This window comes from Enterobacter sp. GD03975, from assembly GCF_029838645.1.
Taxonomy (GTDB): Bacteria; Pseudomonadota; Gammaproteobacteria; order Enterobacterales; family Enterobacteriaceae; genus Enterobacter; species Enterobacter quasihormaechei.
Genome location: NZ_JAOBZC010000003.1, coordinates 191,549 through 215,602 on the forward strand (window position 1 = coordinate 191,549; position 24,054 = coordinate 215,602).

At 57.8% G+C, this 24,054-nt stretch carries 19 protein-coding genes and 1 other RNA gene; 12 read left to right on the forward strand and 8 right to left on the reverse strand.

Annotation, left to right across the window (positions count from 1 at the left end):
• Nucleotides 1–46: 46 nt before the first annotated feature.
• Nucleotides 47–577, reverse strand: a complete 531-nt coding sequence (locus N5C09_RS07220; RefSeq protein WP_279748739.1) for a fimbrial protein — start codon at nucleotides 575–577, stop codon at nucleotides 47–49.
• A 355-nt stretch (nucleotides 578–932) separates the two neighbouring features.
• Between N5C09_RS07220 and N5C09_RS07225 the strand changes: the two genes are divergently transcribed.
• Together N5C09_RS07225 and N5C09_RS07230 are read left to right on the forward strand one after the other, a co-directional pair.
• Entirely contained in the window at nucleotides 933–1,592 is a 660-nt protein-coding gene (locus N5C09_RS07225; RefSeq protein WP_193035673.1) for a winged helix-turn-helix transcriptional regulator, read from the forward strand.
• Between the two features lie 77 nt (nucleotides 1,593–1,669).
• Nucleotides 1,670–2,299 carry a helix-turn-helix domain-containing protein gene (locus N5C09_RS07230; RefSeq protein WP_279748740.1) on the forward strand — a complete coding sequence of 210 codons (630 nt, stop codon included), beginning with the start codon at nucleotides 1,670–1,672 and terminating at the stop codon, nucleotides 2,297–2,299.
• Between the two features lie 46 nt (nucleotides 2,300–2,345).
• Here the strand turns inward: N5C09_RS07230 and N5C09_RS07235 are convergent, their stop codons facing one another.
• The 3 genes from N5C09_RS07235 to N5C09_RS07245 form a co-directional block, all read right to left on the reverse strand.
• Nucleotides 2,346–2,540: a YdiH family protein gene (locus tag N5C09_RS07235; protein WP_063448958.1), complete on the reverse strand. Its 195-nt coding sequence runs from the start codon at nucleotides 2,538–2,540 to the stop codon at nucleotides 2,346–2,348.
• Nucleotides 2,541–2,625: 85 nt separating this feature from the next.
• Complete coding sequence (gene menI / locus N5C09_RS07240) at nucleotides 2,626–3,036, reverse strand: 1,4-dihydroxy-2-naphthoyl-CoA hydrolase (protein ID WP_279748741.1); 411 nt, start codon at nucleotides 3,034–3,036, stop codon at nucleotides 2,626–2,628.
• Nucleotides 3,033–6,089: an FAD-binding and (Fe-S)-binding domain-containing protein gene (locus N5C09_RS07245; RefSeq protein WP_279748742.1), complete on the reverse strand. Its 3,057-nt coding sequence runs from the start codon at nucleotides 6,087–6,089 to the stop codon at nucleotides 3,033–3,035. The genes menI and N5C09_RS07245 overlap by 4 nt, the downstream gene beginning before the upstream one ends.
• 197 nt (nucleotides 6,090–6,286) lie before the next feature.
• Here N5C09_RS07245 and ydiK point away from each other — a divergent pair, with 197 nt between their 5' ends.
• Nucleotides 6,287–7,402, forward strand: a complete 1,116-nt coding sequence (gene ydiK, locus N5C09_RS07250) for an AI-2E family transporter YdiK (RefSeq protein ID WP_063866486.1) — start codon at nucleotides 6,287–6,289, stop codon at nucleotides 7,400–7,402.
• A gap of 209 nt (nucleotides 7,403–7,611) precedes the next feature.
• Nucleotides 7,612–7,719: antisense sRNA RprA (gene rprA, locus N5C09_RS07255), an RNA gene on the forward strand.
• A 5-nt stretch (nucleotides 7,720–7,724) separates the two neighbouring features.
• Here the strand turns inward: rprA and N5C09_RS07260 are convergent.
• From N5C09_RS07260 to ppsA, 3 genes are all read right to left on the reverse strand, one after another.
• The gene (locus N5C09_RS07260) at nucleotides 7,725–10,100 is read right to left on the reverse strand and encodes a glycoside hydrolase family 3 N-terminal domain-containing protein (protein ID WP_279748743.1); all 2,376 of its coding nucleotides are present in this window, start codon (nucleotides 10,098–10,100) and stop codon (nucleotides 7,725–7,727) included.
• A 3-nt stretch (nucleotides 10,101–10,103) separates the two neighbouring features.
• Complete coding sequence (locus N5C09_RS07265) at nucleotides 10,104–11,504, reverse strand: MFS transporter (protein ID WP_112792895.1); 1,401 nt, start codon at nucleotides 11,502–11,504, stop codon at nucleotides 10,104–10,106.
• A 234-nt stretch (nucleotides 11,505–11,738) separates the two neighbouring features.
• On the reverse strand, nucleotides 11,739–14,117 hold the full coding sequence (ppsA, locus tag N5C09_RS07270) for a phosphoenolpyruvate synthase (RefSeq protein ID WP_017384643.1): 2,379 nt from the start codon (nucleotides 14,115–14,117) through the stop codon (nucleotides 11,739–11,741).
• Between the two features lie 335 nt (nucleotides 14,118–14,452).
• On the opposite strand from ppsA, the gene ppsR reads away from it, so the two are divergent.
• From ppsR to N5C09_RS07310, 8 genes are all read left to right on the forward strand, one after another.
• Nucleotides 14,453–15,286 carry a posphoenolpyruvate synthetase regulatory kinase/phosphorylase PpsR gene (gene ppsR, locus N5C09_RS07275; RefSeq protein ID WP_063448964.1) on the forward strand — a complete coding sequence of 278 codons (834 nt, stop codon included), beginning with the start codon at nucleotides 14,453–14,455 and terminating at the stop codon, nucleotides 15,284–15,286.
• Between the two features lie 151 nt (nucleotides 15,287–15,437).
• Nucleotides 15,438–16,484, forward strand: coding sequence for a 3-deoxy-7-phosphoheptulonate synthase AroH (gene aroH, locus N5C09_RS07280; RefSeq protein WP_203465994.1), 1,047 nt, complete (start codon nucleotides 15,438–15,440; stop codon nucleotides 16,482–16,484).
• Between the two features lie 198 nt (nucleotides 16,485–16,682).
• Nucleotides 16,683–16,871, forward strand: a complete 189-nt coding sequence (hemP, locus tag N5C09_RS07285; protein ID WP_279748745.1) for a hemin uptake protein HemP — start codon at nucleotides 16,683–16,685, stop codon at nucleotides 16,869–16,871.
• Between the two features lie 76 nt (nucleotides 16,872–16,947).
• The gene (locus N5C09_RS07290) at nucleotides 16,948–18,930 is read left to right on the forward strand and encodes a TonB-dependent hemoglobin/transferrin/lactoferrin family receptor (protein WP_279748746.1); all 1,983 of its coding nucleotides are present in this window, start codon (nucleotides 16,948–16,950) and stop codon (nucleotides 18,928–18,930) included.
• Between the two features lie 35 nt (nucleotides 18,931–18,965).
• Nucleotides 18,966–19,994 (forward strand): hematinate-forming heme oxygenase ChuS, encoded by a 1,029-nt coding sequence (gene chuS / locus N5C09_RS07295; RefSeq protein ID WP_279748747.1) that lies wholly within the window; start codon nucleotides 18,966–18,968, stop codon nucleotides 19,992–19,994.
• Complete coding sequence (locus N5C09_RS07300) at nucleotides 19,991–20,809, forward strand: hemin ABC transporter substrate-binding protein (protein WP_279748749.1); 819 nt, start codon at nucleotides 19,991–19,993, stop codon at nucleotides 20,807–20,809. Before chuS ends, N5C09_RS07300 begins: the two co-directional genes overlap by 4 nt.
• The gene (locus N5C09_RS07305) at nucleotides 20,809–21,801 is read left to right on the forward strand and encodes an iron ABC transporter permease (protein WP_279748750.1); all 993 of its coding nucleotides are present in this window, start codon (nucleotides 20,809–20,811) and stop codon (nucleotides 21,799–21,801) included. The genes N5C09_RS07300 and N5C09_RS07305 overlap by 1 nt, the downstream gene beginning before the upstream one ends.
• Nucleotides 21,794–22,573 carry a heme ABC transporter ATP-binding protein gene (locus N5C09_RS07310; RefSeq protein WP_279748751.1) on the forward strand — a complete coding sequence of 260 codons (780 nt, stop codon included), beginning with the start codon at nucleotides 21,794–21,796 and terminating at the stop codon, nucleotides 22,571–22,573. Before N5C09_RS07305 ends, N5C09_RS07310 begins: the two co-directional genes overlap by 8 nt.
• Here N5C09_RS07310 and selO read toward each other — a convergent pair.
• Nucleotides 22,570–24,012, reverse strand: a complete 1,443-nt coding sequence (gene selO / locus N5C09_RS07315; RefSeq protein WP_279748753.1) for a protein adenylyltransferase SelO — start codon at nucleotides 24,010–24,012, stop codon at nucleotides 22,570–22,572. The genes N5C09_RS07310 and selO overlap by 4 nt on opposite strands.
• Nucleotides 24,013–24,054: the final 42 nt, after the last annotated feature.

Genomic DNA, 24,054 nt, shown 5'->3' on the forward strand with positions numbered 1-24,054 from the left:
AAAGGGGCCGACCAGACAGGCCCCCAAAGGTTTCCGTCAGAAAAAATCAGTTGTAGACGACGGAGAAATTAGCCACAGAATTTGCAGGGCCAGCTGTTACCGCTGATGCCGTTGAAATATACTGCGCATAAAATTCAAGTGTATTATCCATCGTACTGCTGAGCGCGTAGGTATAGGCGTTGCTGCCGTGCAGAGGCAGGTCGGCTTTATCTGCCGTCATCAGGTTAATCGCCACCCCTGTGGCCGCGCCTGCCACTGACGTATCCACCGCCAGCAGTCTGGTATTGATTGAATCCGGCGTGCCGTCAAAACGGACTCTGGCATTGGTAACCGATACTGGGCAGTTTTTCAAAATAATATTGAATTGTGTCGCAGCCGTTCTGTCACCCGCTGCCGAAAATTCCGTTTTATTATAATCGCCCAATACCACGACCTGATTCTGAGATGCCACATCGACGTCGCAGGCAGAATCCAGAATATTACCGTTAAAATTAACGGTACCGGCCGCTGCGAATGCATTCGTCATGGTTAATGCTGAACTTGCCGCTAACATTGCAATCATCAATTTTTTATTCATAATTTTATGTCCTGTATTACTTTATTTATTACCGAAATTCAGTTGCAGAAATAAAACCCCTTCCGACAAGACAAAATTTATACAATTCCTTTTATGCACACAATCAATTTCATGGTCTAGCTGTAGACCCTCTTTTAACAAATACAAAACATATTCATCTGGAAATACCTTAAGAATAATGGCCGTGGTCTACTTTTAGACCTGAGTTAAAAAAGTTTGGAATTCAATTAATTAACGCATGGAAATAGTTAAGTCTATAATTAGACACGTCGCAAATGTTCCCTGACTTACTGTTTTTTAAGATAATTCTGTATGCCGATGAAAAAAATAACCGCATCAGTGAGTGAGGTCTCAAATGAATACCCGATTCGCACCCGAGTCAGAAATTGATAAGTCAACAGCACTTGGTGCTAAGCCTTTTAAGCACATTGAAAAAATAATCGATAATGTTCTGCCGCATGCGGAGAGATGCATTATGGCTAAAGGGGAAGTTATCCATTATTACTCAGGGGATACCCGTCTGTGTTTTTTACTGTTACACGGCAGCGTGGCCTTGCACCGCCGTGGTGACGGCATTGTTTTAAATTCTGAATCCGCGCCGTTTATACTCGGCGTGAGCAGCCAGTTTTCTTCTGAACATCTGTACGTCAGAGCACTGGAAACCTCAGAAGTGGCTCGCGTTTCGCTGGCGTGTTTCAATCATGTTATTGCCCAGCAGAATTTATGGGAGCATTTCTCAAACCTGCTGATCTATACCGCATCGCGCGTCTACGAGCATTGTGCCCAGATATCGCAAATGTCGGCTTATGACATCATCCGCTTTCAGCTGGTAGAACTGATGCAGGAGCCGGAAGCCATAAGACAAAACATAACCGCCGCGGCCTACATCAAAAGCCGCACCTACCTTTCACGCAGCGGTATTATGCGGATCCTGGCGGAGTTGCGGACGGGGAAATACATCACCATGGAGCGCGGCGTGCTTATCGAGATCCATCACTTACCCCGTAAGTACTGAGGCCGTATTTATCTCTGGAGAAGGTGGAAAAGAAGAGCGACACTATAGTAAGTACAGTCTCTTTCCAGGTTAACGCTATGTTTTCTGACAAACCATCGCATCGCGGCTCTCCCTACGCCCAGGAGCTCATTTCTCATTTACAGCCGCACTGCACAATGCGCAAATCCGAGTCTGGCGAGCAGCTCGATCTCCAGGTTAACGGGCAGAGCATGTGTTATTTAATTCTTGAGGGCACGATCGCCATCTACAGAAGAAGCGACGACATGATGCTTACGACGGCGCGCAGTCCCGCCCTGTTTGGCCTCGCTAACCTGTCGGACATTTATTTTAACGATTATCTCAGAACGGTGACGCCTTGCCTGATCGGTGTGCTCACAACCGACCGCGTGGCTGACATTATCAAAGAGAAGGCGCTGTGGGGGCTGCTTTCTCAACATCTTATGTTTGTCTATAACCGCCTCTATCACAACGTCATGCCGAAAGGCGCGCCAACGGCCTACGAGATGATTCGACAGCAGCTCATGCTGCTCATGCAGGAAGATGACAGCTACCGGTGCAGCGTGACGGCGGAAAAGTATATCAGGGATAAAACCCAGCTTTCCCGAAGCGGCGTAATGCGGATACTTGCTGACCTGAAAACGGGCGGGTTTATCGTAATGGAAGAAGGCCGGCTCATTAAAATTAACAAACTACCGGCTAAATACTGAGTTTCGGGCACAAAAAAGGCCGCGCTTGCGGCCTTTTCTTCACTGCTTAATGGACGTGAACGCCCAACCGCCAGGCAAAGTAGATCTCTTCTTTCAGCTCGTTTGAAGAGAGCGCCAGCAAATCCGTAAATTCCAGCTCAAGCTGTTTCAGCTTCTTCAGGTACTGCGCTGGAGACAGATTGCTTTTATCGCGACGTAAATATTCGATTGCCAGTCGTGTTGGGGTTATTTCAGTATCCATGATGTCCTCGCTTATGTTCAAAACGTGACCAGTATATCACAACCGGACGGCTATTTTTTGACCAAAAACAAGACATCTGGAAACTTTACACAACGGCCGTCGTCAGCCTGGACGAACAGCACAGGCGAGCCTGCTCGTCCAGAATATCGATCTGCCACACCTGATGACGGCCTCCGGCGTGCAGCGCGCGGCAAACGCCGCGCACGCGCCCGCTGCGAACGGCGCGGATGTGGTTGGCATTAACCTCCAGCCCGACCACCTTCTGCTCCCCTTCCGTGCACAGGTAGCCTGCGACTGAGCCGAGCGTTTCAGCCAGCACGACGGACGCGCCGCCGTGCAACAGGCCAAACGGCTGATGCGTACGGCTGTCTACCGGCATCGTCGCCTCCAGTTCGTTATCGCCAATGCGCGTGAACTGGATATCCAGTAAGCCGACCATGTTTCCTTCACCCATGGCATTTAATGCCTCCAGCGTGACCGCACGTTTCCAGATCATCCCATAATCTCCAGTAAAGCCTGCAATGGATGGCGCACACCGTTACCTTCCACCCGCTTCACCTGGCTGCGACAGGAGTACCCCGTTGCCAGACAGCGGTTGCGCGGCAGGCGCTGCATTGCCTGATGCCACGACAGCTCATAAATGCCGAGGGAATTGGCGTGGTTTTTGACTTCATGACCGTAGGTGCCAGCCATACCGCAGCAGCCCACGTTGACGCTTTCCAGCTTCGCACCAAAGCGGGCGAAGATAGACGCCCACTGGGCAGGCGCCGTCGGCAGCGCGGTCACTTCAGTGCAGTGCCCAAACAGATACCAGGATTCTCCACTGGCCTCCTGAGCGTCCGTTTGCTTCAGCACCGCAGGCAGCCACTCATGGACCAGTAAGACCTGAAAATCACCGCGCTTATCGCCGAGCGTCTGCTTATATTCGTCGCGATAGCAGAGCACCAGCGCCGGATCGACGCCAACCATCGGCATGCCGAGCTGCGCCACGCGGTTCAGGAAGTCTGAAGTTTTCTGCGCGGTTTTCGCAAAGCGGGTCAGGAAGCCTTTGATATGCTGCGCTTTACCGTTCGGCGAGAACGGCAGCACCACCGGCTGGTAGCCCATTTTCTCCGCCAGACGCACAAAATCCGCCACCACCTGCGCATCGTAGTAGCTGGTAAACGGATCCTGCACCACCAGCACCGTCTTCGCTTTCTGCTCCGGCGAAAGTGCCTCCAGCTGTTCCAGGGTCATATTCGCCGAGCGGTGCCCCACCAGCCGACGCTGCAACGAGGGAACAGAGAGCAGCGGCAGATCGACCATCCCGATATGTTTTTCGGAAAGCTTGCGCACCAGCGGCTGGTTGATAAAGAAGTTAAAGGTTTTTGGCGCACGGGCCATCAGCGGCGCGTAGCTCTCGACCGTCGCCACCAGATGGTCGCGCATTGGGCGCAGATAACGCGTGTGGTACAGCTGGAGGAAGCGTGAACGGAACTCCGGCACGTCGATTTTAATCGGGCACTGGGTTGAACACGCCTTGCACGCCAGGCAGCCGGACATCGCCTCCTTCACCTCGTGGGAGAAATCATATTCGCCTTTATTCGCATGCCAGCTGTTGCGGGTGCGTTCGATAAGCCCGCGCAGGCTGGCGCGTTTTTCCGGCAGCTCCTGCTCCAGCTTGAGCGGGTCAACGCCGCGATCGGCCAGCAGGCGCAGCCATTCTCGCACCAGCGTCGCGCGTCCCTTCGGGGAGTGGATGCGGTTGCTGGTAATTTTCATCGACGGACACATCGGGCTTTTCACATCGAAGTTGAAGCACAGCCCGTTGCCGTTACACTCCATCGCGCCGCGCCAGGAAGCGCGCACCGCAATCGGAATTTGGCGATCATAGGTGCCGCGCTTAACGGCATCCACCTGCAACATCGGCGCATCTACGCCCTCCGGCGGGCAGATTTTTCCCGGGTTGAGGCGGTTATCAGGATCGAACGCGGCCTTCACCTTACGCAGCTCGGCGTAGAGCTGTTCGCCAAAAAAGGCCGGGCTGTACTCGGCGCGGAACCCCTTGCCGTGCTCGCCCCACAGCAAACCGCCGTATTTGGCCGTCAGGGCCACAACCTCGTCGGAGATCTCCTTCATCAGGATCTCCTGCTGCGGATCGCACATGTCCAGCGCCGGGCGCACGTGCAGCACGCCCGCGTCAACGTGCCCGAACATGCCATAGCTCAGGCCATGACCGTCGAGCAGCGCGCGAAACTCAACGATGTAGTCAGCCAGATGCTCCGGCGGCACGCAGGTATCTTCCGCAAAGGGAATTGGCTTCGCCGCCCCTTTTGCGTTGCCGAGCAGCCCCACCGCCTTTTTACGCATCGCGTAGATGCGCTCGATGCCGGAGAGATCGTTACACAGCTGCCAGCCAATGACGCCGCCCTTTCCCTGCGCAATCAGCTCGTCCAGCCGCAGGCAGAGTGTGCTCACCTGGCTCTCAATGAGCTCTGCGTCGTCCCCGGCAAACTCAACGATGTTCAGGCCGAGCATCTCTTTATCCGGCACGTCGGTAATCAGCTCGCTCACCGAGTGCCAGACGATATCTTCCCGGGCCAGATTCAGCACCTTAGAGTCGACGGTTTCCACCGACAGCGCCCGCGCTTCCACCATAAACGGGGCATTACGCAGCGCGGAGTCAAAGGAGTTGTATTTGACGTTCACCAGACGGCGCACCTTCGGCAGCGGGGTGATATCCAGACGCGCTTCGGTGATAAAGGCCAGCGTACCTTCTGATCCGGTCAGTACGCGGGTAAGATCGAACTGGCTCATGTCGTCGTTGAAGACATGTCGCAGATCGTAACCCGTCAGGAAGCGGTTTAGCTTCGGGAATTTGTCGAGGATCAGTTCGCGATTTTCGCGACAGCGCTCCAGCACGGTGCGATAAATCCGTCCGCTGGTGGTGCTCTCCTTTGCCAGCGTTTCGGCCAGTTCGACCGGCATCGGCTGGGTGTCGAGAATATCGCCCCCCAGCAGCACCGCCCGCACCCCCATCACGTGATCGGAGGTTTTACCGTAGACCAGCGAGCCCTGCCCGGAGGCATCGGTATTGATCATCCCGCCAAGGGTCGCGCGGTTGCTGGTGGACAGTTCTGGCGCAAAAAAATAGCCGTACGGTTTTAAAAACTGATTGAGCTGGTCCTTGATCACCCCCGCTTCCACGCGCACCCACCCCTCTTCCGGGTTGATCTCAATGATGCGGTTCATATAGCGAGACATATCAATGATGATGCCCTGGTTCAGCGCCTGCCCGTTGGTGCCCGTACCGCCGCCGCGCGGGGTAAAGACCAGAGAGGTGAAGCGCTCCTGCGATGCCAGGCGGGCGATAAGCGCCACGTCCGCGGTAGAGCGCGGGAAAACGACGGCATCGGGAAGAAGCTGGTAGATACTGTTATCGGTCGCCATCGTCAGCCTGTCGGCATAATCGGTGGCGGTATCACCTGTAAAACCCTGTTGCTCCAGTGCCTGCAAAAAATTAAGCACCAGCTGAACGACGCCAGGTGCCTGAGAAATCTGTGGGATCATGACTATCGTCCCTAATGAGAGTGGTGGGAATCGTTTGCGTTGTATCACAACTTTTTATCACATTTTTTTCTTATACGCTCAGCAGAATTACAGGCAGAATTCGCCTGTCAAAAATCGCTGAGATCATTAATGATTAAAGAGATGCGGTTTACGTTCTCGCCAGTCAGACTGGCGTTCTTTTAAGGAAAGTTTTATTTATGGTCAACCTTCGCCAGCCCAGGGATGTTGCGCAAATTTTACTGTCGGTGCTGTTCCTGGCCCTCATGATTATTGCGTGTCTGTGGATTGTTCGGCCTTTCGTGCTCGGCTTTGCCTGGGCCGCTACCGTTGTTGTCGCCACCTGGCCTTTACTCTTACGCTTGCAGAAACTGCTGTTTGGTCGTCGCGGCCTCGCCGTAATGGTGATGACGCTGCTGCTGTTCCTGCTGTTTATTATTCCCATTGCACTGCTGGTGAATAGCCTGGTAGACAGCAGCGGCCCGGTTATTCGCGCGGTCACCAGCGGTGACATGACGCTGCCGGATCTCGCGTGGCTGAACAGCATTCCGGTCGTGGGCGCTAAACTGTACAGCGGCTGGCACAGCCTGCTGGAGATGGGCGGCAGCGCACTGATGGCGAAAGTGCGTCCGTACATCGGCACGACCACCACCTGGTTTGTGGGTCAGGCCGCCCACGTTGGCCGCTTTATGATGCACTGTGCGCTGATGCTGCTCTTCAGCGCCCTGCTCTACTGGCGCGGCGAACAGGTTGCGCTGGGCGTACGTCATTTCGCCACCCGGCTGGCAGGGAAACGCGGCGATGCGGCCGTACTGCTGGCAGCCCAGGCCGTTCGCGCGGTGGCGCTTGGCGTGGTGGTGACGGCGCTGGTGCAGGCCGTGCTTGGCGGTATCGGGCTGGCGATCTCCGGCGTCCCTTATGCCACTATTTTCACCGTCGTCATGCTGATGACCTGTCTGGCGCAGCTTGGTCCGTTGCTGGTACTGGTCCCCTGCATTATCTGGCTTTACTGGACGGGTGATACGACCTGGGGCACGGTGCTGCTGGTCTGGAGCTGCGTGGTGGGCACCATGGATAACGTGATTCGCCCGCTGCTCATTCGCATGGGCGCTGACCTGCCGCTGATCCTGATCCTGTCCGGGGTGATCGGGGGGTTGATTGCCTTCGGCATGATTGGTCTGTTCATCGGTCCGGTGCTGCTTGCGGTAACCTGGCGTCTCTTCTCCGCCTGGGTGCATGAAGTGCCGCCGCCGGGAACCGATCCGGACGTCATGTTAAGGGAACTAGAAGAGCTGGAAGACAAGAACGCGCAGTAAGGTTTTATGCCGGGTAGCCCCAGCGCTTACCCGGCCTACACTCTTCGCAGCAATACTTAAACGTTGCTAAACTATTTATTCTCTGCACACTGGTCAGACCCGCCTTTTCCAGCCTAAAACCGTCATTCTCTTCAAGAAATCTTTACCTACCTTTAACTATTGAGACGAATCCGATCGACTCAAAATCCTGGCATGCCTACTATTAAGACACGGTTATAAATCAACACCTTGATTTATAAGCATGGAAATCCCCTGAGTGAAACAACGAATTGCTGTGTGTAGTCTTTGCCCATCTCCCACGATGGGCTTTTTTTTATCCTTTTTACGTCCGCGTAATGTCACAGCGGCTGAGCATCTGCCAGTCACCCGCCAGCACCCGCGTCTCCCCGGTCACCTGCACCGTTACAACCTCGCGAATATCCGCCGAGGAAGCGCCAACCTGTAGCTCAAACTCCCCTGGCTCGACAATTCGCTTCCCTTCCCGGCGGGTGAAATTGAACATTTCCACCGGCAGGGTAAAGGTCAGCGTGGCGGTTTCTCCCGGTGCAAGCGTAACGCGCTGGAACGCTTTCAGCTCCTGAAGCGGACGAACCTGCGTCGCGACCTTGTCGCGCACGTAGACCTGCACCACTTCACTACCGCTGCGCTCGCCGGCGTTGGTGATATCGATGCTGAATGTCACCTCTCCAGCGATCGGGACGCGGCTTTCAGCCAGCCGTGCCGCTCCCCAGCTAAATTGCGTCCAGCCGAGCCCGTAACCAAACGGGTAACGCGCGCCGAAATGGAAGGCAAACGGCGTGCCCCCGCTTTTCAGCTTGTGATTGTAGTAGTACGGCATCGCCCCGGCGCTTTTCGGCACGCTCACCACCAGCCTGCCCTGCGGTTCGGCGCGGCCGATTAACACATCGGCAATTGCCCAACCGCCTTCCTGCCCGGGCGCCCAGGCCATTATCAGCGCGGCCACCTTCTCTTCCAGCCCCTGAAGGTTATAAGGACGCCCGCCCGTCATGACGACAATCACCGGCTTGCCGGTTGCCACCAGCGCGTCCAGCAGCTGTTGCTGCACGCCCGGCAGATCCAGCGAATCGGTATCCGAGCCTTCCCCCACGGTGCCGCTCTGGAATAGCCCGGCAAGGTCGCCAACGCAGGCCACTACTACGTCACTCGCTTGTGCAGCGCTCACGGCGTCGGGGATCAGATCCGTGCGTTGTGACACCGGCGACTGCTGCATCGGCTTACCGCCGCTGTCGCCCGGGAAAACCGGCGCGCCCGCCATCCGTTTTTCAATAATATGACACCCTTTCGCGTAACGTATTTGCGATGCGCCAAGGTACTGTTCCAGCGCCGCGCGCGAAGTGGTCACCTGCGAGGTCTCTTCAACCATATCGCTGATGATCAGGTGAACCGGGAAGCTGTAGCCGCTCAGTAGCGCCAGCGGATCGTCTGCCGTCGGCCCGACTACCGCTACACGCGGTTTGCCGCCGAGAGGCAAAATGCCGTTATTTTCCAGCAGCGTTATCGATGTGGTTGCTACCTCGCGCGCCGCCTGTCGGGTCGCCTCGCTTTGCAAATCGATACCGTCTTCATTGACGTACGGGTTTTCAAACAGCCCGAGGCGGAACTTTTCACCCAGCACGCGCGCCACAATCTCATCCACCTTCGCCATGGAGATGAGCCCACGCTCTACCGCTTCCGCCAGGTGGCGCGCGCAGTCATCCTTCGGCAATTCCACGTCCAGCCCGGCGTTAAACGCCAGCGCAGCCGATTCCGCTGGATCGTGAGAAATTCCGTGGTGCTGGTGCAGCAGGCTGACGCCGCCGTAGTCCGCCACGATAATGCCGTCGAAGCCCCACTGCTCGCGCAAAACGGTGGTGAGCAGGAAATGGTCGCTGTGGCCCGGCTGATTATCGATGTCGTGATAGGCTGGCATCACCGAACCGGCGTTGGCCAGCTTGACCGCCATCTCAAACGGCAGCAGGAAAGTATCGTTTAGCTCGCTGAAGCCGAGATGGACCGGAGCATGGTTGCGCGCCCCTTCGCTGAACGAGTGGCCCACGTAATGCTTCAGGGTCGCCAGCAGATCGCGCTTGTCACCCTGCAACCCCTTCACGTACGCCGTGGCCATCACCCCCACCAGCCACGGATCTTCGCCAAAGGTCTCTTCCGTACGCCCCCAGCGTACGTCTCGCGAGACGTCCAGCACCGGTGCCAGCCCCTGCTGGCACCCGACTGAGCGGGCCTCTTTGCCAATCTGCTCCGCCGCGCGCTGCACCAGCGCCGGGTCCCAGGTGGAACCGTAGTTCAGCGACGACGGGAAGAGCGTGGCGTCTTTACACAGCAAGCCGACCAGACACTCCTCATGGAACAGCGCCGGAATGCCGAGCCGGGTCTCCTCCATCATCAGGCGTTGCAGGCGGTTGGCGGCACGCACGCCGGTCTTCGCATCGACAATGTGCGTACCGAGCGGACGGGTGATCTGCCCGACGCCCAGCTTCAGCCTTTCGCTGAGGGACGCCTGTTCGCTTACACCGGCGAATTCATCGCTCAGATCGCTGCGCTCGCGATGGTTGCCGTTTTCATCGAGGATCAGCCAGTACGCGTGCATCTGGGCAAATTTCTCTTCGGGGGTCATACGCGCCAGTAGATCGGCGACACGCTCGTGTACGGGACGTCCCGCGTCCCTGTAGATCGCAGTCATGGTTTACTCCTGTAGTGCGGATTGCGCTGCCGGGCTAAGCTGCCCCGCATCGTTTCGAATATCGCGTTTGCTGGCCAGCTCCCGGGCGATGGCGTCCACCAGCCGGCTGTTGAGTTTGTAGATGGCAAGGAGCGCCACCATGCACAGGAACAGCGCGCAGGGGATCAGGGTGAACAGCGCGTTGATCGTTGCGAGTACGTGAGGGGCCTGGTTTGCCTGTCCGGGAGCGTAATCCACCATGCCAAGCACCCAACCGACCACTGCCCCACCCAGCGCCAGCCCAAACTTGATGGCAAACAGGGCGGTAGAGAAGACCAGACCGTCCAGGCGGCGGCCGCTGCGGTGCTCTTCGTAGTCCACCACGTCTGAGAACATGGTCCATTGCAGCGGCGTGGTCAGGTTCTGAATAAAACTAAACACAATATTCAGACCGAATATCAGCCACACCTGCGAAGGGGGAATGAAGAAAATCAGCGCGCCAAAAATAACGAAGGAAATAATGGTCCACTGATAGGCACGCACGCGGTCGAATTTCCCCAGCAGGCGTTCTGATAATAATGCGCCGCTCAGGGATGCGACCATACCGGAAACAATAAAGGCAAAGACCAGATCGGGACGTAACAGAACATAGTTAACGTAATACATGGTCGCCGAGCCGCGCGTCACGACGGCGGTTAACAGTAAAATATTAAACAGAAAAACAATTCGCCACTGGCTGTTGCCGGCCAGCAGTTTTAAATCCGTCAGCATCGAGCCGGAGGTGTCATTGCGCGGAGAGTAGCGCTCCCGGGTCATAAAGAAGCAGCAGAAGAATAAAACAATCCCCAGCAGCCCCATCAGGCTCATGGCATAGAAATAGCCTTTCTGCACATTACCCTGACCTAATAATGAGACCAGCGGCAGCGCAATAACCGTCACAATCAACCCGCCGATAAACGACAGGCCAAAGCGCCAGGATTGCAGCGAGTGGCGCTCGCGCGGGTCGAGCGTCAGCGCGCCGGGCATGGCGCAGTAAGGCACGTTAATGGCGGAGTAGATCAGGCTCAGGATGGCATACGTCACGCAGGCATAGACAATTTTCGCCGTCGCCCCGGCATCCGGCACGTAGAAGGTAATGAGGCAGCTCACGCCAAACGGAATGGCAAACCAGAGCAGCCAGGGGCGAAAACGACCGTGACGCGTCTGAGTGCGATCCACCAGCGCGCCAATGCACGGGTCGACAAACGCATCGACCACGCGCACCACTAAAAACATGGTGCCCATAATGGCCGCTGGCAAACCGAATACGTCCGTATAGAAATAAGCGAGAAATAACGTTGCCGTTTGCCAGACCAGCGCGCTGGCCATATCACCCAGGCCATAACCTATTTTATCTTTGGTGCGTAATACAGAGGAGATTGTCATTGTTATTTGCCTTTTTATCAGGTTAAAACGTATTTCAACCAGTCGCGCATCATCCCGAAGGATGCACGCGGTAAGGCTCAAGTATTAGCAACGCCTTGCCCGCTAACAATTGTCTAAATTAACAGGTAAATTATGATATTTGGTTTTTTGCTTTATTTGTGATGGTGAGCATATTCGCAGGAAAATAAAAAAGGCGAGGACAGATATCCTCGCCTTTTTCAGGTTATACCGGTTTTACTTGTTCAGTTCCGCCAGACTCAGCCAGGTTTGCACCACGGTGTCCGGGTTCAGGGAAAGGCTATCAATCCCCTCGTCCATCAGCCAGGCCGCAAAGTCTTCGTGGTCAGACGGACCCTGACCGCAAATGCCAACGTATTTACCCTGTTTCTTCGCCGCGCGAATGGCCATGGAGAGCAGCGCTTTCACCGCCTCGTTACGCTCATCGAACAGCTCAGAGACGACGCCGGAGTCGCGGTCGAGACCAAGCGCCAGCTGCGTCATGTCGTTCGAGCCGATGGAGAAGCCGTCGAAGTGCTCCAGGAACTGCTCTGCCAGCAGGGCGTTGGACGGAATTTCACACATCATGATGATCTTCAGCCCGTTCTCGCCGCGCTTCAGCCCCTGACGCGCCAGCTCGTCCACCACCGCTTTCGCCTGATCCACGGTACGGACGAACGGGATCATGATCTCCACGTTGGTCAGCCCCATGTCGTTGCGCACGCGTTTCACCGCCTCGCACTCCAGCGCGAAGCAGTCGCGGAAGCTTTCTGATACGTAGCGGCCTGCGCCGCGGAAGCCCAGCATCGGGTTCTCTTCTTCCGGCTCGTAGCGCTCGCCGCCCACCAGGTTGGCGTATTCGTTGGACTTAAAGTCCGACAGGCGCACGATCACGCGTTTCGGGTAGAAGGCCGCGCCGAGCGTGGCGATCCCTTCCGTCAGGCGGCCAACATAGAACTCTCTCGGCGAGTCGTAACCCTTCATCATCTCGCGAATTTCGTTTTGCAGCTTCGCGTCCTGGTCGTCGAACTCCAGCAGCGCGCGCGGGTGAACGCCGATCATGCGGTTGATGATGAATTCCAGACGCGCCAGGCCCACGCCTTCGTTCGGCAGGCAGGCGAAGTCAAACGCGCGGTCCGGGTTACCGACGTTCATCATGATCTTCAGCGGCAGGTCCGGCATGGTATCCACGCTGGAGCTTTTCACGCTGAAGTCGAGGATATCGGCATACACGTACCCGGTATCGCCTTCAGCGCAGGAGACCGTCACCTTCTGGTCGTCCTTCATGCGTTCGGTCGCGTCACCGCAGCCGACGACCGCCGGGATCCCCAGCTCACGGGCGATGATTGCCGCGTGACAGGTGCGTCCACCGCGGTTGGTGACGATGGCGGCCGCTTTCTTCATGATCGGTTCCCAGTCCGGGTCGGTCATGTCGGTCACCAGCACGTCGCCGGGCTGAATGCGGTTCATTTCGCTGATGTCGTGGATCACCTTCACCGGACCGGCACCGATGCGGTGACCAATCGCGCGGCCTTCCGCTACAATTTTGCCCTGAGCGTGCAGGGTGTAGCGCTCCATGACTTGACCGCGAGAACGGACGGTTTCCGGACGCGCCTGCACGATAAACAGCTTGCCGGTGTGGCCGTCTTTCGCCCACTCGATGTCCATCGGGCGGCCATAGTGTTTTTCAATCTGTACCGCCTGCTTCGCCAGCTCTTCTACCTCGGCGTCGGTCAGGGAGAAGCGGTCGCGCTGCTCCTGCGGCACATCTTCAATCGTGACCTGCTTGCCGTGCTCTTGCGTCGGGGCATAGATCATGCGGATTTTTTTCGAGCCCATGGTACGGCGCACTACCGCCGGGCGGTTTGCCGCAAGCGTTGGCTTGTGAACGTAAAATTCGTCAGGGTTCACTGCCCCCTGCACCACCATCTCACCCAGGCCCCACGCGGAGGTGATAAACACCACCTGGTCGAATCCGGATTCGGTATCAATCGAGAACATCACGCCGGACGATCCTACGTCGGATCGCACCATGCGCTGCACGCCAGCAGAAAGCGCGACGCCGCGATGGTCGTAGCCCTGATGCACGCGATAGGAAATGGCGCGGTCGTTGAACAGGGAGGCGAAGACGTGCTTCACCGCCACCAGCACCGCGTCATAGCCCTGAACGTTCAGGAACGTTTCCTGCTGACCGGCGAAAGAGGCGTCCGGCATGTCTTCTGCGGTGGCGGAGGAGCGCACGGCAAAGGAGGCCTGCGCGTCGTCAGCGGAGAGCTGGTTGTACGCGTCGTGAATGGCTTTTTCCAGTTCCGGCTGGAAAGGTGTGTCGATAATCCACTGGCGGATTTGCGCGCCGGCTTTGGCAAGCTCGGTCACGTCATCAATATCCGTTTTATCCAGCAGGTCGTAAATGCGCTGGTTTACACCGCTCTGGTCTAAAAACAGGTTAAACGCATCGGCGGTTGTGGCAAACCCGTTTGGTACGGAGACACCCATACCGGACAGATTTGTAATCATTTCACCCAGGGAGGCATTTTTGCCCCCAACTCTGTCTACATCATTCATGCCGAGTTGGTTATACCAAAGCACCAGCGGTGACGAGCCATTGTTGGACATCGAAACAATCCTTTTGTGATATTTGATCGGAGTAAGAAACACCTGACTACGTATTTATACTGGCATATTTATTTCCGCTAAAAAAACGGTGAATCGTGTAAGCAATTTTAATTTTCAACTTTTCGGACACTTTCCATACGCTTGCTAACCCGATGATTCCTATAGATTCCGCCAGAAACCATAAAAATAAAGCCGCTATTCGGAAAATGAAATCCGGTTTTCAGGAAAATCAAAAACACCATTTCATTTTAAATTCAGATAAGTTCTTAGCTGTGAAATTAACTTTTTTAATTTATGCTTTCAGGCAATTACGTACGCTATTCAGGGTGAATAAAATGGATAATGCTGTCGATCGCCACGTTTTTTATATTTCTGATGGGACGGCGATCACCGCCGAGGTGCTGGGCCACGCGGTGATGTCGCAGTTTCCCGTGTCGATAAACAGCATCACGCTGCCGTTTGTGGAAAACGAGAGCCGGGCCAAAGCGGTCAAGGACCAGATCGACGCCATTTATCAGCAGACCGGCGTTCGTCCGCTGGTGTTCTATTCCATCGTGATCCCCGAGATCCGCAACATCATTCTGCAAAGCGAAGGGTTCTGTCAGGACATCGTGCAGGCGCTGGTCGCACCGCTGCAAAGCGAGCTGAAGCTCGACCCGACGCCCATCGCCCACCGTACCCACGGGCTAAACCCCGGCAACCTGACCAAATACGATGCGCGTATTGCCGCCATTGACTATACCCTGGCCCATGACGACGGGATCTCGCTGCGCAATCTGGATCAGGCGCAGGTCATTTTGCTCGGCGTGTCGCGCTGCGGTAAAACCCCCACCAGCCTTTACCTGGCGATGCAGTTTGGCATTCGCGCCGCCAACTACCCCTTTATTGCCGATGATATGGATAACCTGGTGCTGCCTGCCGCGCTCAAGCCGCTCCAGCATAAGCTGTTTGGGCTGACCATCAACCCGGAACGTCTGGCGGCGATCCGCGAAGAACGTCGCGAGAACAGCCGCTACGCCTCGATGCGCCAGTGTCGAATGGAAGTCGCCGAAGTCGAAGCGCTGTACCGAAAAAACCAGATCCCCTGGCTGAACAGCACCAACTATTCGGTAGAAGAAATTGCCACCAAAATCCTCGACATCATGGGGCTGAATCGCCGCATGTACTAATATGCTAGTACATTAATCCAGTTTCAGTTATGATTACGCTCATCCTCGGGGCGACGCGCCCCGAACTTGAAATCAGCAGGGATTGGTTTAAGGTGATGCCCATCACTTCCCGGTAGTCTGCCGATGAAGCAAAAAATTTCTGAGACATTCCATGAACAAAACCGACGAACTTCGCACTGCGCGCATTGATAGCCTGGTCACACCGGCTGAACTGGCACAGCTGCACCCCGTTTCCCCCGAGGTGGCGGACCATGTGACGGCCTCCCGTCGTCGCATCGAAAAAATTCTCAATGGTGAAGACAAACGTCTTCTGGTGGTGATTGGCCCCTGCTCCATTCACGACCTGGACGCGGCGATGGATTATGCGAAACGCCTTCAGACGCTGCGCGAAACGTATCAGGATCGGCTGGAGATCGTGATGCGTACCTACTTTGAAAAGCCGCGCACCGTGGTGGGCTGGAAAGGTCTGATTTCCGATCCCGATCTGAACGGCAGCTACCGGGTGAATCACGGTATTGCCCTGGCGCGCAAGCTGCTGCTACAGGTTAACGAGCTGGGCGTGCCGACCGCCACCGAATTTCTGGATATGGTGACCGGACAGTTTATTGCCGACCTCATTAGCTGGGGCGCGATTGGCGCGCGCACCACCGAAAGCCAGATCCACCGTGAAATGGCGTCAGCGCTCTCCTGCCCGGTGGGCTTTAAAAACGGAACTGACGGCAATACCCGAATTGCCGTCGATGCCATCCGCGCGTCGCGCGCCAGCCATATGTTCCTCTCTCCGGATAAAAACGGCCAGATGACCATCTACCAGACCAGCGGCAACCCTTACGGCCACATCATTATGCGCGGCGGTAAAAAGCCGAACTACCACGCGGAAGATATTGCCGCCGCCTGCGAAACACTGGCGGAGTTTGACCTGCCGGAGCATCTGGTGGTGGATTTCAGCCACGGCAACTGCCAGAAACAGCACCGCCGCCAGCTGGACGTCTGCGATGAAGTCTGCCAGCAGATCCGCAGCGGCTCGACCGCCATTGCGGGGATAATGGCGGAGAGCTTTATCAAAGAAGGCACCCAGAAGATCGTAGCCGGACAGCAAATGGTGTACGGCCAGTCGATTACCGACCCCTGCCTGAGCTGGGAGGACAGCGAACGGCTGCTGGAGAAGCTGGCTGCGGCGGTTGATTCTCGATTTTAAACCCTTGCCGGGTGGCGGCTACGCCTTACCCGGCCTACGGTTCGTGCCGTTGTAGGCCCGGTAAGGCGTAGCCGCCACCGGGCGTTTCATTGCACAAATTTGATCCCGTCACACAATTTTCACAAAAACGCTTGCTGTGAAAATGCAGTTTATTGATAATGATTATCATTGTTACATTGATTGTTATTTATAAACATTATGTCACCGACCGATAACAGCGCAGCAACGCCAGTAAAAACACACACAGCGCCATCCCCTGCTTCCACCGATCGCCGCATCAACAGCAAAAGCCTGTTGGGTGAGGAAGGCCGGGTGATTATCGAGCATGACGGCCAGCACTATCTGCTGCGCCAGACCAATGCCGGAAAACTGATCCTGACAAAATAAACCAGACAAAACCTTCGCCAGCCACCCAGGTGATCCCCAGGCAGCCAGCGCTTTTCAATTCTTATGGAGAGTTGCTATGCCACACCTGCAATCCGCGTCTTTACGCCCGTCCCTTCTGGCGCTGGCGATTGTCAGCACCCTGCCGGGCGTTGCGTTTGCCGCCGCAGACGATATGACCGTTACCGCCACCGGCAATGCCCGCAGCGCCTTTGAAGCCCCCATGATGGTGAGCGTGATTGACGCCACCGCCCCGGAAAACCAGACCGCCAGCTCCGCCGCCGACCTGCTGCGCAAGGTGCCTGGCCTGATGCTGGACGGCACCGGTCGCACCAACGGCCAGGACGTTAACCTGCGCGGTTACGACCGCCGTGGCGTGCTGGTGCTGGTGGATGGCGTACGCCAGGGTACCGATACCGGACACCTGAACAGCACGTTCCTCGACCCGGCGCTGATCAAACGTATTGAAGTGGTGCGCGGTCCTTCCGCCCTGCTGTACGGCAGCGGCGCGCTGGGTGGCGTGATTTCGTATGATACCGTCGACGCCAGCGATCTGCTGGACGCAGGTAAAAACAGCGGCTATCGCGTGTTTGCTACCGGCGCGACGGGCGATCGCAGCATCGGTATGGGCGCCAGCGCCTATGGCCGCACCGATACCCTTGATGGCCTGGTCTCCTGGTCCAGCCGCGATCGCGGCGACATTCGCCAGAGCGACGGCGCGAGGGCACCAAACGACGAGTCCATCAACAATATGCTGGCGAAAGGCAGCTGGAAAATCGACCCGGCTCAGACCCTGAGCGGCTCCCTGCGCTACTACAACAACGACGCGCAGGAGCCAAAAAATCCGCAGACCACGGATGCCAACAGCAGTAACCCGATGACCGACCGTTCCACCATTCAGCGCGATGCCCAGCTTGGCTACCGCATAGCGCCCGCCGGAAACGACTGGCTAAACGCCGACGCGAAAATTTACTGGTCCGAAGCGCGGATCAACGCCCAGAACATTGACGCCAGCGGCGAGTTCCGTAAGCAGACCACCAAAGGCGGCAAAGTGGAAAACCGCACCCGCCTGTTCAGCGACTCTTTTGCCTCGCACCTGCTGACCTACGGCGGGGAATACTATCGTCAGGAGCAACACCCTGGCGGCGCGACCACCGGCTTCCCGGACGCGAAGATCGACTTTAGCTCCGGCTGGTTGCAGGATGAGATCACCCTGCGCGACCTGCCGGTAACGCTTCTCGGCGGGACGCGTTACGACAACTACCGCGGCAGCAGCAGCGGTTACGACGACGTGGATGCGGATAAGTGGTCATCACGCGCCGGGTTAACCGTGAGTCCAGCCGACTGGCTGATGCTGTTCGGCTCTTACGCTCAGGCCTTCCGCGCGCCAACGATGGGCGAGATGTATAACGACTCGAAGCACTTTTCCATCGGCAGTTTCTACACCAACTACTGGGTGCCGAACCCGAACCTGCGTCCGGAAACTAACGAAACCCAGGAGTTCGGTTTTGGGCTGCGTTTTGACGATCTCATGCTCGCCAACGACGCGCTGGAGTTCAAAGCCAGCTACTTCGACACCAAAGCGAAAGATTACATCTCCACCACCGTCGATTTTGCGGCGGCCACCACCATGTCCTACAACGTGCCAAACGCCAAAATCTGGGGCTGGGACATGATGGCGACCTATTCGACCAGTCTGTTCAACCTCGACGTGGCCTACAACCGCACGCGCGGGAAAGATACCGACACGGGCGAATATATCTCCAGCATTAATCCGGACACCGTCACCAGCAAGCTGGATATCCCGGTGGCGCAAAGCGGCTTCTCCGTGGGTTGGATCGGCACCTTCGTCGAACGTTCAACGCACATTAGTAGCAGCTACAGCGAGCAGCCGGGCTATGCGGTTAACGACTTCTACGTCAGCTACAAAGGCCAGCAGCAGTTCAAAGGCATCACCACCACCCTCGTACTGGGGAACGCGTTTGATAAAGCCTACTGGTCACCGCAGGGCATTCCGCAGGACGGTCGCAACGGTAAAATTTTCGTCAGTTATCAGTGGTAATCCCCGTCGGGGCAACGATTCAGAAGGATAAGATTATGCGTCACTACACACGCTGGCTTGAGCTTAAAGAAGAAAATCCGGGTAAGTACGCGCGTGATATCGCCGGCTTAATGAACATCAGTGAGGCGGAGCTGGCTTATGCACGCGTCGGCCACGACGCCTGGCGGCTGCGCGGCGAGATCCGCGACATTCTGGCGGCGCTGGAGTCCGTGGGCGAAACCAAATGCATCTGCCGTAACGAGTACGCCGTTCATGAACAGGTCGGGGCGTTTACTAACCAGCACCTCGGCGGCCACGCCGGGCTGGTGCTGAACCCGCGCGCGCTGGATCTGCGTCTGTTCCTCAACCAGTGGGCGAGCGCGTTTCACATCAGCGAGGCGACCCCGCGCGGTGAACGCCAGAGCATACAGTTCTTCGATCGTCAGGGCGATGCGCTGCTGAAGGTCTACGCCACGGATAGCACCGACGTCGCCGCCTGGGGCGACGTGCTGACCCGTTTTATCATTGCTGATAACCCCTCTCTGGTACTGGAAGCGGCCGATGCGCCCACGCATGCCGAACGCGCAGACGCCAGTACGGTAGAGAACGAGTGGCGCGCCATGACCGACGTGCACCAGTTCTTTAGCCTGCTCAAGCGCCACAACCTCAGCCGCCAGCAGGCGTTTCGTCTGGTCAGTGACGATCTGGCCTGTAAGGTTGAAAACAGCGCGCTGGCGCAGTTGCTGGAGACGGCGCGACGGGACGGAAACGAAATCATGATCTTTGTCGGCAACCGCGGCTGCGTGCAGATCTTCACCGGTGCGGTGGAAAAACTGACGCCAATGAAGGGCTGGCTGAACATCTTCAACCCGACCTTTACCCTGCACCTGCTGGAGGAGGCCGTCGCGGAGACGTGGGTAACGCGCAAGCCGACGGCGGACGGTCACGTCACCAGCCTGGAGCTGTTTGCGGCGGATGGCACCCAAATCGCCCAGCTCTACGGTCAGCGTACTGAAGGCGAGCCGGAGCAGAGCCTGTGGCGTCGCCAGATTGACGCCCTGACGCCGGAAGGACTGGCCGCATGAAAAACTGGTTTGCCCTGCTCTGCGCCCTGCCGCTGGTCGCCTCCGCCGCGCCGGAGAGAATTGTCGCCCTCGGCGGCGACGTGACGGAGATCGTCTACGCCCTCGGCGCGGAGTCCTCTCTGGTTGCGCGCGACAGTACCAGCCAGTGGCCGCAGGCAACGACAGCGCTGCCTGACGTGGGATACCTGCGCCAGCTCAACGCGGAGGGGATTTTGTCCGTGCGCCCGACGCTGGTGCTGGCAAGCGACCAGGCACAGCCATCACTGGCGCTGAAGCAGGTTGAACAGAGCCACGTCAGGGTGGTGACCGTTCCCGGTACCCCGGACCTGCGCGCGATTGACGAAAAAGTACGGGTGATAGCCCAGGCGACGCATCATGAGGCGCAAGGGGAAACCCTGCGCAGCTCGCTGCGTCAGGCGCTGGCGGCGCTGCCCTCGTCACCGCTCAACAAGCGGGTGCTGTTTATCCTCAGCCACGGCGGGATGACCGCAATGGCGGCCGGTCAACAGACCGGCGCGGATGCGGCAATCCGCGCTGCCGGGTTGCAGAACGCCATGCAGGGCTTTACCCGCTATCAGCCGCTCTCGCAGGAGGGAGTGGTGGCCAGCCAGCCGGATCTGGTGGTGATTTCGCAGGACGGCCTCACCGCGCTGGGCGGTGAAGAAAATCTGTGGAAACTGCCCGGCCTGGCGCAAACGCCAGCGGGACGAAACAGGCAGGTGCTGGCCATTGACGACATGGCCCTGCTGGGCTTTAGCGTCCGTACGCCGAAAGCCATTCAGCAGCTGCGAACCAGAGCGGAGCAACTGCCCTGATGTCCCGGCGCATCACGCTCTCGCTGTGGCTTCTGGCGGGGGCGCTCACCGTCATAACGTTCACGGCCACCGGTGTTGGGGCGTTACGCCTGCCGGTGAACGTGCTGTGGAACAGCAGCGATGAGACGCTGCGCCAGATCTGGCTGACCATCCGTCTGCCCCGCGTACTGCTGGCGCTGGTGATTGGCGGATCGCTGGCGCTTGCCGGCTGCGTCATGCAGGGACTGTTCCGCAATCCGCTGGCCGACCCGGGCCTGCTCGGGATCAGCAGCGGCGCGGCGCTGGCCGTCGCCCTGTGGGTGGTGCTTCCGCTCTCTTTGCCCGCGCTGGTGATGCTCTACGCCCCGATGCTGGCGGCATTCATTGGGGCGCTGGCGGCCACAGCCGCGATCTTTCTGCTCAGCCGACAGCGTAACGGCTCGCTGTCACGCCTTTTGCTGGTGGGGATCGCCATCAATGCCCTGTGCGGTGCTGCCGTGGGCGTACTTTCGTGGGTCAGCAATGACGCGCAGCTTCGTCAGCTTTCGCTCTGGGGAATGGGAAGTCTCGGTCAGGCGCAGTGGTCAACGCTGTTGGCCGTGACCTCGCTGATGGTGCCTGCCATTCTGGCGATCTGGCGTTGTGCCAGCGCGTTAAATTTACTGCAACTGGGTGAAGAGGAAGCGCATTACCTTGGCGTGGACGTTGCCCTGGTACAGCGAATCTTACTGTTGTGCAGCGCCCTGCTGGTCGCGGCGGCTGTCGCCGTCAGCGGCGTGATTGGCTTTGTCGGGCTCGTGGTGCCGCACCTGATGCGCATGTGGCTGGGTGCCGATCACCGCGCAACGCTCCCCGGCGCGATACTTGCGGGCGCGCTTCTGCTGCTGGTGGCGGATACGGTGGCGCGCACCCTGGTCGCCCCGGCAGAAATGCCGGTCGGCCTGCTCACCAGCATCCTTGGTGCCCCCTGGTTCTTATGGCTTATCTTTCGGCGTGGAGAACAGCATGGCTGAACGCTATACGGCTGAAAATCTTACCCTTACCCGGTCTGGCCGCACGCTGACGGATAATATCTCGCTGTCACTGTCGCAGGGAGAGCTGGTCACGCTTATCGGCCCCAACGGTGCGGGGAAATCGACGCTGCTGCGGCTGCTGACAGGCTACCTGAAGCCCGACAGCGGCAGCTGTTCGCTGGCGGGGAAAACCCTGGGCGAATGGCCGCCGGAAACGCTGTCCCGCTATCGGGCGGTGATGCGCCAGCATACTCAGCCAGGATTTGACTGGGAGGTGGAGGAGATCGTTGGAATGGGGCGTGCGCCCTGGACGCGGCACCCGGAACCGTTGATTGTGCGTGAGGTGTTGCAGCTGACCGGTTGCCTGCCGCTGGCCGGCAGGCGCTATCATGCCCTCTCGGGCGGCGAGCAGCAGCGCGTTCAGCTCGCCCGTGCGCTGGCGCAGCTGTGGCGTGACGGAACGCCGCGCGGCTGGCTGTTTCTCGACGAACCCACTTCCGCGCTGGATCTCTATCACCAGCAGCATCTGCTGCGTCTGCTGAAATCCCTGACCCGTCAGGGCCATCTTCACGTGTGCGTGGTGCTGCACGATCTCAACCTTGCCGCGTTATGGTCAGACAGGATCCTGCTGCTCCACAACGGGAGGATTGTTTCTGAGGGCATGCCGGAGACAGTTTTGCAGGCCGACGCGCTGGCCCGCTGGTACGGTGCGCAGGTGCACGTCGGCACGCATCCGGCGCATGCCGCGCCGCAGGTTTTTCTCGCCCCTTAGCTTGAGCAGCTCACTTCCAGCCGCTTGCCCCAGTCCGGCGGGCGGCTGACATATTCATCGTCCCGATCGGCAAACGGCGTACGCAGGGCGATATGCAGCCGGTGCAGCTCGGTATAATCCCCCTGCTCTGCCTGTTCAATGGCCCGCTGCGCCAGCCAGTTGCGCAACACCATCGCCGGGTTAACCGCCTTCATCTGCGCCTGACGGGTATCATCGTCAATCTGCTCCTGCTGCAAACGCGCGCGGTAAGCGGCAAACCAGTCATCAAACGCCTGTCGGTCAATAAACTCGTCGCGCAGCGGTGACGCGGCGCTCTGCTGCATGGTCTGGCTCAGCATACGGAAGGTTCGGGTATAGTCGCTGCCTTCCCGCGCCATGATCGCAAACAGCCCGTTCAGCAGCGCGTTATCGCCTTTTTCCTGCGTCATGAGGCCCAGCTTGTTGCGCATTAACGCGCCGTATTCCCGCAGCAACACCTCCTGATAGCTGTCGAGCGCATCGTTCAGGGCATCGACGTCGATAAACGGCGACAGGCTTTGTGCAAGACGCTGGAGGTTCCACAGCCCCACCGCAGGCTGGTTGTCGAACCGGTAACGCCCCTGATAGTCCGAATGGTTACAGATGTAACCCGGCTGATAGTCATCAAGGAAGCCGTACGGACCGTAGTCAAACGTCAGCCCCAACAGGGACATGTTGTCGGTATTCATCACGCCGTGCGCAAAGCCGACGGCCTGCCAGCGGGCAATCATGGAGGCGGTGCGCGCGACGATATCGCGGAACCAGAGAACATAGCGGTCCGCTTCGTTTTGCAGATGCGGCCAGTGACGACGAAGGGCGTAATCGGCAAGCTGGCGGACCTTATCCGGCTCGCGGCGATAATAGAAGTGTTCAAAATGGCCGAAACGCAGATGGCTTTCGGCCACGCGGATCAGCATCGCCCCCTGCTCCATCGTCTCGCGGGCAACCGGCGTGTCGCTGGTGACAATCGATAGCGCGCGTGAGGTGGGGATCCCCAGCGCATGCATGGCTTCCGAAGCCAGACCTTCACGGATGGTTGAGCGCAGCACCGCGCGGCCATCACCCATGCGAGAGTATGGGGTCAGCCCTGCCCCTTTCAGGTGCCAGTCGCGCGTTTCGCCATTCGGCAACACCTGTTCACCCAGCAGGATGCCGCGACCATCGCCGAGCTGTCCCGCCCAGACGCCAAACTGATGTCCGCTGTAAACCTGAGCCAGCGGCTTCATGCCCGGAAGCAGCGTTTCGCCCCCCCAGACGCCGGCGCCTTTTTCTGGCTGAAAAAGAGACGAAGGGATGCCAAGCGAATCCGCTAACGCATCGTTATGCCAGATCAGACGTGCATTCTGTAAAGGCGTTGGCTTAAGCGCGGTGTAAAAGCCGGGTAGTTCATCATGCCAGTGGGCAGTAAAAGACAGGGTCATAAGTCCTCCTGCTTTAAGTGTAGAGGGTTTCCCTGAACGTAA